Origin of the sequence: Actinoalloteichus fjordicus, assembly GCF_001941625.1 — a bacterium.
GTDB lineage: Bacteria > Actinomycetota > Actinomycetes > Mycobacteriales > Pseudonocardiaceae > Actinoalloteichus_A > Actinoalloteichus_A fjordicus.
In genome coordinates this window covers 2,188,613-2,205,353 of sequence record NZ_CP016076.1, presented here as the reverse complement: position 1 = coordinate 2,205,353, position 16,741 = coordinate 2,188,613, and the positions used below count along the sequence as shown (strand labels likewise).

The following is a 16,741-nucleotide window of genomic DNA, read 5'->3' as shown; positions in this document are numbered from 1 at the left end:
GCACCAGATATCGCAGACCAGCCGACGACAACGGCGTGTCCTCGGCCGCCAGCACCGCGTCGGTGACGGAAATGGTGTTGGAGGGGCCAATGAGCATCAGCAGGCTCCTTGCTCAGTGCAGGAATCACTGGACCAGCGCGACAGGAGCGGTCGGGGGCGGAACCGTCACGCCGTGCACTTCCCGACGTGATGACGAGAACTCCGGCACAGCACACCGGACCGCACCTCTGCGGACGCCTGAACCGAGAGTAGTCAGAAGATCACAAACAGTCGAGACCGTTCCACTGCCCGAACATGATCGGCACAGCACGCCCGCATCCCGCACGGCTGTCTGGCAGCCGACTAGCAGGGCGCCAGGCTGCGACACGGGTGCGAACCCGGCCCCTCACCGACCCTGCGGCAAGCATCTGGGGTACCGGTTCACGGCTCTTCGGCCGGCTTCCAGTCCCGGACCTCGTCACGCAGTCTGTCCAGTCGACGCCAGTACTCGGTGACGGCGTCGAGGCCGGTCTCGGTCAGCCGCGCGCTGGTATGGGCCTTCTTGCCGAGGAACCGCTTGTCGATCTCGACGACCCCCGCCGCCTCCAGCTTCGCCAGATGCGCGGAGAGGTTGCCCTTGGACAGCCCCGTAAGCCGCTGAAGATAGCGGAAGTCCGCAGCCGCACAGGCCGACAGCGCAGTGGCGATGGCGAGCCGCGCGGGTTCGTGCAACAGCCGATCCAGGCCGGCGATCTCCTCGAACGGCTCGGTCACGTCGCATCCGATCCGCCAGGCCCGGCCGCCTGCCTGCGCGCGACTGTGGACGCGGGCGGTCCGACGAGAGAGCGATGCAGTGTCCGATGCGTGGCGATGCCGATGACGATCAGCAGTGCGGTGAGCACTCCCACTCCGGCGCCGTCGACGGAGAACGGATGACGGCCGTCGCCGCCGACGAGCAGACCGAACGGGAGCAGACTCAGCACCACCACCGCGACGCCGAACCACACGAGAAAGCGGGACAACGCGCGGATACGCCTGCCCGTGATCACCGTCGCGACGCCCAGGATCACCCCGAACCAGGACACCACGTGAGCGCCGGAGTCGAGCGGCCAGTTTCCGGTCACCGACAGGATCGCGATCAACCCGTAGACGCCGAGCAGCCCAAGCCCGAACACTGCTGCTGAACGGGCGAAACGAGCGAATTGTCCGCTATGACGCAGGGTCCCGTATGTCCGGCCGTACCAGCGTCCGATCCACCACGTCCCGACCGTCGCCGCCACGACCGACGCCGACCACATCCACCGGTTCACCCCCGCCACGCCTGCCTCCCACGCCCACCACACCAGCAGCGGCGCGACCCAGGGCAACATCCGATAGCCCTGTAAGCCCTGGAACTCCCTCGTCACCAGCCGCGCTCGTTCCGCGATTCCGGCGCGATCCGCCTGACTCGACATTCCCGCATACCTTCCAGATCATCAACTGGTTTGTATCGTAAACCAGATTGCGACACAGCCGCAAGGAGCGGCCCGCGCCTGCGCGCACGCAGCCCGATCAGCAGCGCCTGCGGCGCCTTCGCCCTCGGCGCGAGACGCTCCGCTCTGCTGCACCCGTCACCTATGCGGTTCAGGACGTCGGGACTCCGTATCGCGACGCAGGCGGGCAGTGAGCGCCGGCAGGCCGCCATCGTGGGCCGCATCCCGTGAGAACGTGCCGCCCCGGACGCCGAGGACTCCCTCCGGACGGCTCCGACAGGCACGGACCCGCCGAGCCACGGCGTGCTCCGGGGGCCGACACGGCCCGGTCACCCGGCGACGATGCGGGCCGGACTCGAGAAACGCCCACATCGGACACCGGAGTCGGGCAGACCGGTTGTCACGGCTACGTGTTGTGTCCATCGACCTTGTCAGGAATCTCCGCGCGGAACACGATCGAGAAGCCGTCTCCCACCGTGCTCTCTCGAACACCGTCCGTGCCCGTGGTGACTCGTCGCCGTACCCATTGGCGACTCCGTCGCCGTGACCATCGACCCGACTCCGTCGCGCCGTGACGCCTGCGACCGCCATCGCCGCGATCCGCTCCCGACCAGCCGACGAGGCCCCCTCGTCCGAGCCTGCCACCACCGCGAACAGCCGCCCCGCGCCCACCCGCCGCGCGGGGTTCTCCGCTGACGACACCCCCTGTGAACCGGAGGCCCCATGTCCCGCTTCAGACGCGTGCCCACGGCCCTCGCCGTCGGCATCTGCCTCGCCGTCTCGCTCGCCTCACCGGCGGCGGGCACTGATCAGCGCAGCACGAATCACGTCGAGCAGGCCACCCCGGCAGGCGTGTATCTCGTCGAGGACACCGACACCCGTGCACTGCGGACCCAGGTCGCCAACCTCGGCGTGGACGTCCTGACCGCCGACGACACGAGTATGACCGTCGTCGCCGCCGCCGAGCAGCTCACGGGCCTGCGGGCCACCGGGCGTCCGCTGACCTTCCTCGCGGAGCGCGAGGCGTACTTCGGCGGCGCCCCCGAGGAGGCCCCCGACGGCCCGTCGATCAACGCCTTCCCCAACGGCTACCAGGACTATCACGACTTCGCCGAGCTGACGTCGGCCCTGCAGCGGGCGGCGGACGACCATCCCGGACTGGCCGCGCTCAGCACCATCGGCACCTCCGTAGAGGGCCGGAACCTCTGGCTGATGAGCATCACCCGAGCACCTGCCGGATCGCCCGAGGTGCTGTTCACCTGTCAGCAGCACGCCCGGGAACACCTCACCCGCGAGATGTGCCTGCGCATCGTGAACCGCTTCACCGATGGTTACGGCAGCGACCCCGCAGTGACCCGGCTGGTGGACTCCCGGATCATCCGGGTGATCCCGTCGGTGAATCCCGACGGCGCCGAGTACGACCACGCGACAGGCAGCTTCCGGGGCTGGCGGAAGAACCGGCAGGGACAGGGCACCGACCTCAACCGCAACTGGGGACACCAGTGGGGCTGCTGCGGCGGCTCCAGCAGTTCGCCGAGCAGCGACACCTACCGGGGAACCGGCGCCTTCTCGGCGATCGAGACCCAGCGCGTCCGGAACTACGTGGCCTCCCGCGTCGTCGGGGGCGAGCAGCGGATCACCGCCCACATCGACTTTCACACCTACTCGGAGCTGATCCTCTGGCCGTACGGCTACACCTACTCCGACACCGGGCCCGGCCTGAGCGCCCAGGACGCGGCGGCGTTCCGCGCACTGGGCACGCAGATGGCCCAGACCAACGGGTACACGCCGCAGCAGTCCAGTGATCTCTACATCACCGACGGGAGCATCAACGACTGGATGTGGGCCGCGCACGGGATCTACAGCTACACCTTCGAGATGTATCCCCGCAGCGGCGGCCTGAACGGCTTCTACCCGATCGACGACGTCATCGGCCGGGAGACGGCCCGCAACGACGCGGCGGTCGATCTACTGCTGTCCTATGCCGACTGCGTGCCTCGCGTGATCGGCGCAAGCTGCGGGGTCTAAGACCGTCGTCGTGGCGTAGCGACCGCGACGAATCGGCACCGATCGGATACGTGACCGACTGCGGCGTCCCCGTTGCTCCCTGGCGGGGACGCCGCAGTCCGTGCCCGGCCCTGGTGCCGACGGTGCGACACACCCCGGCAGCCCTGTGCACGGCGCACCCGACGCACCGCGCGGGACGACTGCGGGCGGCCCGCCTGCCGACGACACCCGATGTCGAGGTCACAGACCAGCACCATCCGGCAGCGGTGCCCCGCGCCTCAGTCCACCGTCCAGCGGTGCAGGTTCCACCAGGGTCCCCAGGTGAGCCCGTGCTCCTCGGGCTCGATGACGGCCTCGTATCCCTCCCAGCCCGCGCGCTGGAGATAGGCGTGGTCCAGGAACGCCAGGTAGACCAGGCCGGGGTCGTCCAGATAGGCGCGCTGAGCCTCCCAGTAGTAGACGGTCCGACGCGCCGGGTCGGCGACCTCGCGCGCCGCGTCGAGCACCGTGTCGACCCTCGGGTTGTGGTAGCGGCCGGGGTTGGCCGTCATCTCGGCGGACGCCGTGGAGTGCAGGGCGTCGTAGAAGTGGAGGTCGGGGTCCAGCTGGCGACCACCGCTGATCACGACGGCGTGTTCGGCGGCCTGGTCGGCGAGGTCGGCCTCGGCGAGCCCGAGCGTCTCGACCTCGATGCCCACCTCGGCCGCGTCGGCGGCGAAGACCTCGGCAAGCCTGGCGTCCAGGGTGTTCTGCTCGGCGTAGAGCAGCGTGAATCGCGCGGGCTGGTCGTCGCGCTCCCGGACGCCGTCCTCACCGGGCGCCCAGCCGCCGGTGGTGAGTAGTCGCCCGGCCTGGAGCCGGTCGACGGTGAACTCGGCCGCTGGCTCGCGAAGACCCGGCAGCGCGGGGCTCGCCGGGGTCGAGGCCGGGGCGCCGAGACCGCCGAGCACGTCCTCGACCAGCTGTTCCCGGTCCACCGCGAGGTTGAGTGCCATGCGGATCGAGGGGTCGCCGGTGACCGGGCCGTCGGACGGCAGGCTCACCGCTCGATGGTCGACGCTCTCGTGTCGCAGGAGGTCGTAGTCCTCGGCTGCCGGGGTGACCGCCGGGTCGCGCAGTCGTTCGGGATCACCTGCGGGGAGCACCACGCCGTCTGGTCCGCCCGAGGCGAGGAACTCGGCCTGTTCGGCGGCGTCGGCGGCGAAGACGACGCGGACCTGCTCGACCTCCGGCGTGCCCCGCCAGTGGTCTTCGTCGGCCGTCCAGGTCATCTCCTCGCCCCGCGTCCAGTCGGTCAGCCGGTAGGGCCCGGTCCCGATCGGCTCGGTGGCCAGCGGTGAGTCCCCGACCGGCTGCGGGTCCGCCAGCGACTCGCTCGGCAGGACGCCGAGAGTGAGCAGCGCGGCGAACGGGGTGTAGGGCTGGTCCAGCTCGAAGCGGACGGTCTCCTCGTCGACGGCGGTCACCGCGTCGATCACCGAGTACTCCTCCGCGATCGGCGATTCGACCGCCGGGTCGAGCACCGCCTGATAGGTCGCGACGACGTCCTCCGGGCCGAAGTCGCTGCCGTCGTGGAAGGTCACCCCCGGCCGGAGCCGCACCGTCCAGGCGAGCCCGTCCTCGTCGGGCTCGGGCATCTCGGTCGCCAGCGCGGGCCGCAGCTCCAGCCGTGCGTCGGGGGCGAGGAGTCCGTCATAGAACTTGGCGGCGCCGCCGCTGCCGAATCCTGCCAACGGATGCAGGGTCTCGGGCTCGTCCACAGTGGACAGAACCAGCGGGGCGGTCGCGTCGGCGGAGTTCCGATTCGGCGACAGCGGGCTGGTACAGGCGGCGGAGAACAACGCGACGGTCAGCACGCAGACCGACAGCCGATGGCGGGGAGTGGGCACAGATCACCCTAGAAAGCACGGTGATCGTCGGGCAACCGGGCCTGGTTCCGTGCTTGCCCCGTCGCCCCGGCCGGGGCACGAACGGTGCCGGCGCGGACGCCGCGACTGCCCGAGACCACGTCGGCCCCGGTCGGCGCCCCGGCACGGCGAGAACCGCGTTGAGCCGCCCGATCGGCGCACCGCCGGTGACCGAGGGACCGGCGACGACGCCCCGCCCGCACAGGCCCCGCGCACCGACGAACGTCCTGGCGCCGGACGACGCCGGTCACGACGGCGTCCGGCACCCGTCGCCAGGCGCTGGACGCCCGACGCCGTGTCGATCAGATCAGATCCAGCCCGAGGTCCAGCGCGGGCGCCGAGTGGGTGAGCCCGCCCACCGCCAGGTAGTCCACCCCGGTGACGGCGTACTCCCTGGCGACGTCCAGGGTGAGCCCGCCGGAGGCCTCCAGCCGGGTGCCGGTGCCTGCCGCGTCCCGGCGCCGGACGGCCTCGGCGCACTGCTGCGGGCTGAAGTTGTCCAGCAGCACCAGTTCCGCGCGGTCGGCCAGGACGGCGTCGAGTTCCGTCAGCGTGGTCACCTCGACCTCGTAGGGCAGGTCCGGGGCGTGGGCACGGACGGCGGCCAGGGCCGAGGTGACCGAGCCCGCCGCGACCACGTGGTTGTCCTTGATCAGGGCGGCGTCTCCGAGACCCATCCGATGGTTGGCCCCGTCTCCGCAGCGCACCGCGTACTTCTCCAGGTGCCGCAGCCCCGGCGTGGTCTTGCGGCTGTCCCGGATGACGCAGTTGGTGCCTGCGACCTCGGCCACCCAGGCCGAGGTGAGGGTGGCGACGCCGGAGAGATGGCAGAGAAGGTTCAACGCCGTGCGCTCGGCGGTCAACAGTCCGCGCACCGACGCCTTGACCCGCAGCGCGGCCTGGCCGGGCACCACCCGGTCTCCGTCGGAGAGTTCCGTCTGCACCTCGACGCGATCGGGTCCCAGCACGGTGTCCAGCACAGCGAGGAAGACCGGAATGCCCGCGACGGTGCCCGCCCGCCGCGCCGCCACGTCGGCGACCGCGACCGCGTCGGCGGGGACAGTGGCCGAGGTGGTCACGTCCGGCCCGTATCTGAGGTCCTCCTCCAAGGCGGTGAGCACCACCCGCCGCACCTCTGCCGGGTCGAGCGAGGCGGCCTCCAGTTCCCCGAGCACGGTCGAGGAGAACTCGGCCGGGACGAACTCTGCGAAACGCGAACTCATGCGACACCCTTCAGGCTGATCGGATCGACGAGGATCGGCAGGCCTGCCACGTCCAGGCGGGCGGGCAGGCTCCGCAGCCAGCGCCGATCGTCGCGTTCGGGATGATCATGGCGCACGTGGCAGCCTCGCGACTCCGTGCGGCGGGTCGCGGCGAGCAGCAGCAGCCGAGCCACCAGGGCGAGCGCCGCATCGGCCACCAGCTCCGGCGTCCGCAACGGGCGCACGACGGAACAGGCGTCCAGCGTGGCCGCCGCCTCGACCAGCCCGGCGTCGTCGCGGCCGATGGCGGCATGTCTGCTCATGGCCCGCTGGAGCACCGGCCGGTCGGCCACCGCCTCGGCGGGCAGCACGGCGTCGACCGAGCCGGTAGGGCCGCCCAGCAGGCAGGCCGCCAGATCAGCGGCCACCGCCTCGGCCACCGTCCGCCCGGTCACCAGGCCTTCCAACAGGCTGTTCGACGCCAGTCGATTCGCCCCGTGCAGGCCGGTCCTGGCCACCTCGCCGACCGCGTAGAGGCCGACGACTCCGGTACGGCCTGCCGTCGAGGCCACGATGCCGCCACAGGCGAAGTGCGCGGCGGGCGCGACCGGTATCGGGTCGACCGCCGGATCGACGCCCGCCGCCTGAGCGGCCGCGAACACCGTGGGGAATCGTCGTCGGAAGGCCGGACCGGCCAGGTGGGTCGCGTCGAGGAAGACGTGGTCGTCGACGCCGCCGGGGGCCTCGGCGAGCCTGCGGGTGATCGCGGCCGACACGACGTCGCGGGGTGCGAGGTCGGCCATCGGATGCACTCCGGTCATCACCCGGCTGCCCGAGGCGTCGATCAGCACGGCGCCCTCGCCCCGGACGGCCTCGGTGATCAGCGGTCGCCGTCCTCGGGCGGCCGGGCCGGTGTAGAGGACGGTGGGGTGGAACTGGACGAACTCCAGATCCGACACCACCGCGCCCGCCCGCAGGGCCAGTGCCAGGCCGTCGCCGGTGGCGCCGTCGGGGTTGGAGGTGGCCTGGTACAGCTGGCCCACTCCGCCGGTCGCGAGCACCACCGCCGGGGCCCGCAGCAGACCGATCGCCCCGTCGGGGTCGAGCACGAGCAGGCCCGCCACCGCCCCGGTCGGGGTGCGCAGCGTCTCCACTGCGACGTGGTGTTCCAGGATGGCGAGCCCGCCGTCGCGGCCTGCGGCGAGCAGCGCGCGGGAGACCTCGGCGCCGGTCGCGTCACCGCCCGCGTGGATCACCCGGAAGGCGCTGTGCCCGCCTTCCCTGGTCCTGGCGAGCCCGCTGCCGTCCGCCGCCGCGTCGAAGCGCGCCCCCAGCGCGATCAGATCGGTCACGGCAGCGGGGCCCGCGCCGATGACGCCGCGCACCGCGGACTCGTCACAGAGGCCTGCCCCCGCCGCCGTGGTGTCGGTGACGTGCCGGTCCACCGAGTCGACGGCCGCCGCCTCCGACGTCCGGTCGTCGAGCACGACGGCCACGCCGCCCTGCGCCCACCGGGTGTTGCCGTCCTCGGCCGCCCCCTTGGTGACCACCAGGACCCGCAGGCCCAGCCGCTGGGCGTGCAGCGCGGCGGTCAGCCCGGCCACCCCGGTGCCGACCACGAGCACATCCGCGTCGGCTTCCCATCGGATGGTCATTCGCCGCCGCCCGGCCTGCCGATCTCGATCATCCGACGCACGGCGCTGCGTGCCTGACTCGCGGTGTCGGGATCGACATGGACTTCGTCGAGCCCTTCCCGCAGGCACCGCAGCAACGCGGCGGGCGTGATCATCTTCATGTAGCGGCAGGACGCCCGGTCGTTGACGGCTCGGAAGTCGACGTCCGGTGCGGCCTGCCGTAACTGGTGCAGCATCCCGACCTCGGTGGCCACCAGGACCGAGGCGGCCGAGGTCGCCCGCGCGGCGTCGAGCATGCCGCCGGTGGAGAGGATTCTGACCTTCTCGGCGGGCACCGCGCCCTCGCCCGCCAGGTAGAGCGCGGAGGTCGCGCAGCCGCACTCCGGGTGGATGAACAACTCGGCCTCGGGGGCGGCAGCGGCCCGTTCGGCCAGCTCGGCACCGTTGATGCCCGCGTGGACGTGGCATTCGCCCGCCCAGATGTGCAGGTTCTTCCGGCCGGTCTCGCGCTGCACGTGGGCGCCGAGGAACTGGTCCGGCAGGAACAGGACCTCCCGGTCGGCCGGGATGGAGCGGACCACGTCGACGGCGTTGGACGACGTGCAGCAGATGTCGGTCTCGGCCTTCACCGCGGCGGTGGTGTTGACGTAGGAGACGACGACCGCGCCGGGGTGCTCGGCCTTCCACTCGCGAAGCTGCTCGGCGGTGATCGAGTCCGCCAGCGAGCAGCCCGCGCGCGCGTCGGGGATCAGGACCCGCTTCTCCGGGCTGAGGATCTTGGCGGTCTCGGCCATGAAGTGGACGCCGCAGAAGATGATGGTGGCGGCGGTGCTCTCGGCGGCGATCCTGCTCAGCGCCAGCGAGTCGCCGGTGTGGTGGGCGACGTCCTGGATCTCGGGAAGCTGGTAGTTGTGCGCCAGCACCACGGCGTCCTGCTCGGCTGCCAGTCGCAGGACCTCCTCCCGCCAGGCCTGATCGGCCGCGACCCCGTCGAAGGGCGTGAGGTCGATGCCGGGTTCTGCCGCCACGTCCTGTCGGGCGGCCGTGCTGCTCGCAGTCATCCTGATCCTCCTGACCCGACCACGGATCGGGGTCGGTTTGACTACCCAGAGTTTTCGCCCAGCGAGCGAAAACCACCCGGATAGTATCAGCCGGGTGAGCACTACCGGGCACGAGGTATTGGCGGCAGTACTCGGAGTGCGAGGTCTCGGGCCGGACAGATCACTTCAGGTGCTGCTGTGGCAGCGCGGCATGGCACCCCAGGCGGGCCGCTGGTCCCTGCCCGGCGGGCGGCTCGGCCCCGACGAGGACGTCGAGGCCTCGATCCGCCGTCAGCTCGCCGAGAAGGTCGACGTCCGCAGGCTCTCCCACGTCGAACAGCTCGCGGTCTTCAGCGCGCCGGACCGTGTCCCCGGCCCTCGGACGGTGGCCACCGCCTTCCTCGGGCTCGCGCCCTGTGACGTCGACCCCGAGGTCCCCGAGGACACCCGCTGGTATCCCGTCGACCAGCTCCCCGACACCGCCTTCGACCACGAGGCGATCGTGCTGCGGGCCCGCAACCGGCTGCGGGCGAAGCTGTCCTACACCAACCTCGGGTTCGCCCTCGCCCCGCCGGAGTTCAGCATCTCGACACTGTGCGGGATCTACTCCGTGGCGCTCGGCTATCGGGTCTCGCCCACCAACCTCCAGCGGGTCCTCACCCGGCGCGGCCTGTTGGAGCCCACCGGGCACACCTCGCCCTCCGGACCCGCAGGCGGCAGGCCCGCAGCGCTCTTCCGGTTCACCGGCCACGGCATCCAAGTCACGGACCCGTTCGCGGTGCTCCGGCCGCCGCCGCCGGGCACGGCACCGCGCAGGTGATCAGAGCCACAGTCCCCCGGGCGGAAGGGACCGCTTAGGCCGGGCTAACCTCTACCTAACGACAGGGTGCACCCCCTGGACGTGGACGTATCGCCAATCCAAGCGTGATGACCACTGAGGAGAGTCCATGAGTCGCCCGCTGCGGGTAGCGGTGATCGGCGCGGGTCCGGCCGGAATCTACGCGGCCGACATCCTGACCAAGTCCGAGCAGCCGGTGAGCATCGACATCTTCGAGCGTCTGCCCGCCCCCTACGGCCTGGTCCGCTACGGCGTCGCCCCGGATCACCCCCGGATCAAGCAGATCATCCACGCACTGCGCCGCGTGCTGGAGAAGCCCGAAGTGCGGTTCATCGGCAACGTCGACTACGGCGTGGACGTCAAGCTCGACGAACTGCGGGAGCACTACGACGCGGTGATCTTCTCCACGGGTGCCACGGCGGACCGCGCCCTGGACATCCCCGGCGTCGAGAAGACCGGCTGCCACGGCGCCGCCGACTTCGTCTCCTGGTACGACGGGCACCCCGACGTCCCGCGCGAGTGGCCCCTGACGGCGCGCAGCGTCGCCGTGATCGGCGCAGGCAACGTCGCGCTGGACGTGGCACGGGTGCTCGCCAAGACCGCGGACGAGCTGCTCACCACCGAGATCCCGGACAACGTCTATCAGGGCCTGGCCGCCAGCCCGGTCACCGACGTCCACGTCTTCGGCAGGCGCGGCCCCGCCCAGGCCAAGTTCACCCCGCTCGAACTACGCGAGCTGGACCACTCCCCGAACGTCGAGGTCATCGTCTACCCCGAGGACATCGAGTTCGACGAGGGCAGCATGGCGGCGATCCGGGAGAGCAACCAGGTCAAGACGATCGTCAAGGTCCTCCAGGACTGGGCGATGCGTGAGCCCGGCAGCAGGCCGCGCCGACTGCACCTGCACTTCCTGCACCGCCCCGTCGAGGTCACCGGCACGACGGAGGTCGAGGGCCTGCGCACCGAGCGGATGGAGCTCGACGGCACCGGCAACGTCACGGGCACCGGCGAGTTCCACGACTGGGACGTGCAGGCGGTGTACCGGGCGGTCGGCTACCTCAGCTCGCCGCTGCCCGAGGTGCCCTTCGATCACGCCACCGGCACCGTGCCGCACCAGGCCGGTCGGGTGCTCGACCTCGACGAGGAGCACATCCCCGGCGTCTACGTCACCGGCTGGATCAAGCGCGGCCCGGTCGGCCTGATCGGCCACACCAAGGGCGACGCGCTGGAGACGATCAACAGCCTGCTCGCCGACGTCGACGGCGCGGAGCTGGGCGATCGCCCCGAGCCCGAGGCGATCCTGCGGTTCCTGGCCGATCGCGGCGTGCCCTTCACCGACTGGACCGGCTGGACCAGGCTGGACGAGCATGAGATCGGCCTCGGTGTCGCGGGCGGCCGGGAACGGATCAAGGTCGTCGATCGCACCGAGATGCTGTCGGTCAGCCGCAGCGACTGACTCGGACGAGAACGAACGAAGGCCGGGCCCCCGATCGGGGGCCCGGCCTTCCTCGTCTGTCCAGTCTCGCAGGCGGCGCCCCGATCGATCCTTCGCTCAGGAGAGCCTGCGGCCCAGATCGTCCTCGCCGTTCCAGGCCGTGGCCAGCCCATAGGCCAGCGCCGCGCCGAGCGGCTGGGCGACCATCGCCCACGGCGAGTCGAGACCGGGCGCGCGGACCAGCGTCATCCCGGCGCTGATCTGATCACCGAGCGGATGAGCCGAGGCCGCGAAGGACAGTCCGGTGCGCATCGCGAGCCAGGCGGCCAGCACCGAGCCGCCCACGACGGCGAGTGCGGTCAGGGGCCCGCGTCGCTGCCGAAGCAGCCAGCACGCCATGCCGGTCAGGACGCCCAGTGCCGCGCCGAGCAGCACGAACACCGCGATGGCGTCGAACCGGTGGTAGCTCTCCATCGAGAGCGGGATCAGTGCGCCGTCGGAGAGCACCCGCACCTGCATCGGCGGCGCCAGCACCGACCACAGCCAGCCGAGCGGCAGTCCGAGAAGCCCGATGACGGACAGTGTGCTCAACGCGGGCAGCACGTCGGCGGCGGCGAAGGCGGGCGGGACTCGACGACCGACCGCCGGGGCGCCGAACTCTCCCGCCGAGTGCTCGTCGGCCCCATCGGAGCCGAACTCGCCCGTGTCGAACCCGCCGGTGTCGAAGCCCCCTGCACCGGACTCGTCGGTCCGGAACCCGTCGGCCCTGGTCGCCGCCGCCACGCCGGAGCCGTCCCTCGTCGGGACGGCACCCGGCGGTTGCGAGGCGGGCACTCCCCCGGTGGGGATGCTCCCGGCGGGCATCCCCGCCGCGCCCATCGGCTCCTGCCCCACATCGGCCTCCATGCCACTCATGTCCGCGCCGAACGCCGTCTCAGCCGACGCCGGCGTCCCGGCTCGGGGCGTGCAGCTCGCCGTGCACACTGCACCGGGCGCTCCACCCCGCCGGGGTCACCTGCACAACCATACGGCGGGCGCAGTGTGCGCAGAATCGCGGTGGATCAACGATCCGACGCCGGGCGCAGCCGTTCGCGTGCGGAGTCGATCGAGCCGCCCCGCACCAGCCGCAGAAGTCGTCTTCAGCCATCACCCGCTCCGCTCACAACGTCCGGTTCAGTGCCTTGACCGGCATGCGCAGCTCGTCGAGCATCTCCAGATCCTGCTCGGCGGGCCTGCCGAGATTGGTCAGGTAGTTGCCGACGATGATCGCGTTGATCCCGCCGAGCATCCCCTGCTTGGCGCCGAGATCGCCGAAGGTCAGCTCCCGCCCGCCCGCGAAACGCAGGATCGTGCGCGGCAGGGCCAGCCGGAAGGCCGCCACCGTGCGCAGCGCCTCGGCGCCCTCGACCACCGGGTAGTCCTCGAAGGGGGTGCCGGGGTTGGGGATGAGGAAGTTCAGCGGCACCTCGTCGGGGTCCAGCTCGCCGAGCTGGGCGGCGAACTCGGCCCGCTGCGCCACGGTCTCGCCCATGCCGATGATCCCGCCGCAGCAGACCTCCATCCCGGCCGCACCGACCATCCGCAGCGTCTCCCACCGCTCCTCCCAGGTGTGCGTGGTGACGACCTCGGGGAAGTGGGACCGGGCGGTCTCCAGGTTGTGGTTGTACCGGTGCACACCCATCTCGACCAGCCGGTCCACCTGTTCCTGGGTGAGCATGCCCAGCGAACAGGCGATGTTGATCTCGGCCGTGTCGGGCTCCGCGCGGATGGCCTCGATGCCCGCCTGCACCTGGGCGAGCAGCCGGTCGTCCGGCCCGCGCACGGCGGCGACGATGCAGAACTCGGTCGCTCCGGTGACCACCGTCTGGCGGGCGGCCGCCACCAGACCCGGAATGTCGAGCTGCACGGCACGGACCGGCGAGAGGAAACGACCCGACTGCGAGCAGAAGTGACAGTCCTCCGGGCAGCCGCCGGTCTTGAGGCTGACGATGCCCTCGACCTCCACCTCGGGACCGCACCACTTCATCCGCACCTCGTGGGCGAGTTCGAGCAGCTTCTCGATCCGGTCGTCCGGCAGCCGCAGCACGGCCTCGATCTGGGCCTGGTCCAGCCCTCGGCCCTGCACGAGGACCTGCTCCCTGGCCATGGTGAGGATGTCGGTCTGATCGGACGTCACTGTCACAGTGGACTCCCTTGATTCAGGTATGCCGAGCCACGATGCCGGCAGGCGGGCGATCGACGCATTGTCACGGTGCGCCCGAATCCGCAGCGCGACACTGTCGACGACCGCCAGAAGATCGTCACAGGTCCGTTCGTCCTCCGCGAGATCAGTGCGCCGGACGGTCGCCGTCCGGTTGATCGCGGGGTGCCGGGCCGTCAGAAGGCGGCGACGGACGCGGCATCGCCGGTCCGCCGGGGCTCGCCGGATCTCCGTCGACGATCATCGCACCCGCGCCGCCGTCCGTCCCAGGACGTGCCGGTGCCTGCGCCGCCGACCCGGCGGGAGAGTCGGGCGAGTTCTCGTCCAGCCCGCCGCGCACCGAGGCGACGAAGCGGTGCGCCTTGCCGAGTCCGAAGGCGATGATCGTCACCAACAGCCAGCTCAGCACAAGCAGCCAGCCGACGACCTCCACCAGCACGCGGATCACCCCGGTTCCCTCGCCCGCATAGGCACCGCCGAGGAGCAGCAGGCCCGGCGCCAGGAGCAGCAGAGCGGCGGTGAGGGCACAGCCCGCCTTCGTCCGGCCGGACCCGAGATTCAGCGAGGTGCCCGCCGTGGCGAAGGCGGCGACAAACAGCAGCGCGGCGCCGCAGGCGGACACGAGGCGTCCGAATCCCTCGGCGGTGACGGCCTGCCAGAGCAGCAGCGAGGCGACCGTGACGAAGACGGCGGTGAGCCACAGCCCGCAGCCGGTCTGATTCCCTCGGCCTGCGGGCCCGGCTCGGCCCGCTCCGCGCTGCCCTCGCGAGTTCCCCGCGCTCATCGCGTGGCTCCCACACTGTCAGTGCGGATCGTCACCGCCGGATCGTCGGCCAGCCCGCCCAGTTCGGGACTCAGCCAGCCGGGTGCTCTGGCGCGGAACTCCTCCGACGAGAGACGACCGATGCCCGCGGGCAGCACACCCAGCAGCGGAGCGCCTGCGACCTCGGGAAGATCGAGGAGATTGTGCTCGGCCGCCAGATCCGGGAGGTCCGGCCACTCGCCGATCACCACGCCGAGACAGGTGAGGCCTCTGGCGCGCAGGGCCTCGACGGTCAGGGCCGTGTCGTTGAGGGTCCCCAGTCCCGCCCGGACGACGACCAGGACCGGAGCGTCCAACGCCGTGGCCGCGCAGGCGAGAGTGCTGCCCGCCGCGTCGAACCGGACCAGGAGCCCGCCCGCGCCCTCGACCAGGACCCGGTCGTGATCACGACTCAGCTCCCGCGCCGCAGCGGCGATCTCCGCCGAGCCGACGCCGGACCGCCCCACCCGCGCCGCCGCCGTCGCCGGGGCGAGCGGATCGGGATAGCGGGCCAGTTCTCTCGTCGTCACGGGGCCTGCGAGTCTGCGGACGTCGTCGACATCGCCCGACTCTCCTCGTCGCACGCCGGTCTGGGCGGGTTTGAGGACGGCCGTGGTGCGACCCGCGCCGAGGGCGCAGGCGGCCACTGCGGCAGTGACGACGGTCTTGCCCACACCGGTTCCGGTTCCGGTGATCACGAGGACACCCATCTGCCGAGCCTAGAGGCAGCGGAGTGCGCCTCTCGACGAGGCGGTTCGCCCGCGTCGCGATCGACGGCGCAGCAGGCACCCTAGGAGGCTGCCGGCAGGGTCTGCCTGCCGTCCGCGCCGGTCAGAGCGTGGCGGCGATCTCGGTCATCGCGGCGGTGACGGCGGCGAGGTCGTCGTCACCGATGACGTAGGGCGGCATCGTGTAGACCAGCTCGCCGAAGGGGCGCAGCCAGACACCGTGCCGGGCGGCGACCGTCCGCGCGGCGACCATGTCCACCTGATGGTCGAGCTGGATCGCGCCGATCGCGCCCAGGACCCGCACGCCGCGCACCGAGGGCAGGTCGCGGGCCGGGGCCAGGCCGCAGGCGAGTCCGCTCTCGATACGTCGGACCGCTCGTCGCCAGTCGTCGCCCGCCAGCAGGTCGAGAGACGCCCCCGCCGCCGCGCAGGCCAGCGGATTGCCCATGAACGTCGGCCCGTGGGCGAGTACCGGCTGCTCCCCCCTGGAGATGCCGTCGGCCACCCGCTCGGTGCACAGGGTCGCGGCCAGGGACAGGTATCCGCCGGTCAGGGCCTTGCCGACGCACATGACGTCGGGGCTGATCCCCGCATGGTCCGCAGCGAACAGCTCCCCGGTGCGGCCGAAGCCGGTGGCGATCTCGTCGAAGATCAGCAGCACGTCGTTGGCCAGGGTCAGCTCCCGCAGGACGTGCAGATACCGGGGGTCGTGGAATCGCATCCCGCCCGCGTTCTGCACGACCGGCTCGACGATCACCGCGGCGAGTTCGTCGGCGTGCTCCTCGATCTCGCGGGCCAGCAGCGCGACGTAGTCGTGGTCGACGCCGACGTCGAAGCCCGGCGGCGGCGCCGGGACGAAGACCTGTTCCGGCAGCACCCCTCGCCACAGCGAATGCATGCCGCCGTCGGGGTCGCAGACGCTCATCGGGTGGAAGGTGTCACCGTGATAGCCGCCTCGCCAGGTGAGCAGGCGACGCTTCGCCGGCCTGCCGACCGAACGCCAGTACTGGAGGCACATCTTGATCGCCACCTCCACCGACACCGACCCGGAGTCGGAGAGGAAGACGTGGCGCAGCGGAGCCGGGGTGATCTCCACGAGGCGGGCGCACAGCGCGACGGCCGGCTCATGGGTGAGGCCGCCGAACATGACGTGGCTCATCCGGCCGAGCTGGTCGGTGATCGCCGCGTCGAGCACGGGATTGCGGTAGCCGTGGATCGCCGACCACCAGGAGGACATGCCGTCGATCAGCTCGTCCCGGCCCTCGATCGGCTCCGCGGTCCGCAGTCGGACCCCGGACGCCGACTCCACGACGAGCGGATCGACCACACCGGGCATCGGGCCGTAGGGGTGCCAGACGTGGGCACGGTCCAGTTCGATCAGCCGGGCGGAATCCACGTCCGGGAGCTTAAGGCCCGTTCGGCCGGTGCAGGCGAAGACCCGAGCGGGCGTACGGGATGCGGCCGCCTCGGGCGCTCGCGACGGTCCGGAGCCCGCGA

General features: G+C 71.5%; 15 protein-coding genes. 3 read left to right on the top strand and 12 right to left on the bottom strand.

The genetic code is table 11. From position 1 onward, the window contains the following. Window positions 1-420 precede the first annotated feature (420 nt). Together UA74_RS09945 and UA74_RS30680 are read right to left on the bottom strand one after the other, a co-directional pair. Entirely contained in the window at window positions 421-753 is a 333-nt protein-coding gene (locus tag UA74_RS09945) for a transcriptional regulator (protein WP_157434089.1), read from the bottom strand. After that, a complete protein-coding gene (locus tag UA74_RS30680; protein WP_083683073.1) occupies window positions 750-1,433 on the bottom strand; it encodes a hypothetical protein in 684 nt (227 codons plus the stop codon). Before UA74_RS30680 ends, UA74_RS09945 begins: the two co-directional genes overlap by 4 nt. Before the next feature lie 741 nt (window positions 1,434-2,174). Here UA74_RS30680 and UA74_RS09940 point away from each other — a divergent pair. Continuing rightward, a complete protein-coding gene (locus tag UA74_RS09940; protein WP_075764248.1) occupies window positions 2,175-3,479 on the top strand; it encodes a M14 family metallopeptidase in 1,305 nt (434 codons plus the stop codon). Window positions 3,480-3,736: 257 nt separating this feature from the next. Here the strand turns inward: UA74_RS09940 and UA74_RS09935 are convergent, their stop codons facing one another. The 4 genes from UA74_RS09935 to nadA form a co-directional block, all read right to left on the bottom strand. Further along, window positions 3,737-5,347, bottom strand: a complete 1,611-nt coding sequence (locus UA74_RS09935; protein ID WP_198042978.1) for an ABC transporter substrate-binding protein — start codon at window positions 5,345-5,347, stop codon at window positions 3,737-3,739. A gap of 320 nt (window positions 5,348-5,667) precedes the next feature. Then, window positions 5,668-6,588: a carboxylating nicotinate-nucleotide diphosphorylase gene (nadC, locus tag UA74_RS09930; RefSeq protein WP_083683072.1), complete on the bottom strand. Its 921-nt coding sequence runs from the start codon at window positions 6,586-6,588 to the stop codon at window positions 5,668-5,670. Further along, a complete protein-coding gene (locus UA74_RS09925; protein ID WP_075764246.1) occupies window positions 6,585-8,222 on the bottom strand; it encodes an L-aspartate oxidase in 1,638 nt (545 codons plus the stop codon). Before UA74_RS09925 ends, nadC begins: the two co-directional genes overlap by 4 nt. Further along, entirely contained in the window at window positions 8,219-9,262 is a 1,044-nt protein-coding gene (gene nadA, locus UA74_RS09920) for a quinolinate synthase NadA (RefSeq protein WP_075739984.1), read from the bottom strand. The genes UA74_RS09925 and nadA overlap by 4 nt, the downstream gene beginning before the upstream one ends. Window positions 9,263-9,398: 136 nt before the next feature. Here nadA and UA74_RS09915 point away from each other — a divergent pair, with 136 nt between their 5' ends. Then, entirely contained in the window at window positions 9,399-10,061 is a 663-nt protein-coding gene (locus UA74_RS09915; RefSeq protein WP_269466413.1) for an NUDIX hydrolase, read from the top strand. A gap of 154 nt (window positions 10,062-10,215) precedes the next feature. Next, on the top strand, window positions 10,216-11,535 hold the full coding sequence (locus UA74_RS09910) for an FAD-dependent oxidoreductase (RefSeq protein WP_075743624.1): 1,320 nt from the start codon (window positions 10,216-10,218) through the stop codon (window positions 11,533-11,535). A 96-nt stretch (window positions 11,536-11,631) separates the two neighbouring features. Here UA74_RS09910 and UA74_RS09905 read toward each other — a convergent pair whose 3' ends face one another. The 6 genes from UA74_RS09905 to UA74_RS09880 form a co-directional block, all read right to left on the bottom strand. Continuing rightward, window positions 11,632-12,429, bottom strand: a complete 798-nt coding sequence (locus tag UA74_RS09905; protein WP_232237703.1) for a DUF2567 domain-containing protein — start codon at window positions 12,427-12,429, stop codon at window positions 11,632-11,634. A gap of 19 nt (window positions 12,430-12,448) precedes the next feature. Beyond that, window positions 12,449-12,661 carry a biotin synthase auxiliary protein BsaP gene (gene bsaP, locus UA74_RS33445; RefSeq protein WP_075743622.1) on the bottom strand — a complete coding sequence of 71 codons (213 nt, stop codon included), beginning with the start codon at window positions 12,659-12,661 and terminating at the stop codon, window positions 12,449-12,451. 12 nt (window positions 12,662-12,673) lie between these two features. After that, window positions 12,674-13,660: a biotin synthase BioB gene (gene bioB, locus UA74_RS09895; protein WP_232237825.1), complete on the bottom strand. Its 987-nt coding sequence runs from the start codon at window positions 13,658-13,660 to the stop codon at window positions 12,674-12,676. A gap of 181 nt (window positions 13,661-13,841) precedes the next feature. Then, window positions 13,842-14,498, bottom strand: a complete 657-nt coding sequence (locus tag UA74_RS09890; protein WP_075739981.1) for a hypothetical protein — start codon at window positions 14,496-14,498, stop codon at window positions 13,842-13,844. Beyond that, window positions 14,495-15,226: a dethiobiotin synthase gene (bioD, locus tag UA74_RS09885; RefSeq protein ID WP_075739980.1), complete on the bottom strand. Its 732-nt coding sequence runs from the start codon at window positions 15,224-15,226 to the stop codon at window positions 14,495-14,497. Before bioD ends, UA74_RS09890 begins: the two co-directional genes overlap by 4 nt. A 121-nt stretch (window positions 15,227-15,347) precedes the next feature. After that, a complete protein-coding gene (locus UA74_RS09880; RefSeq protein WP_075743621.1) occupies window positions 15,348-16,640 on the bottom strand; it encodes an adenosylmethionine--8-amino-7-oxononanoate transaminase in 1,293 nt (430 codons plus the stop codon). Window positions 16,641-16,741 lie beyond the last annotated feature (101 nt).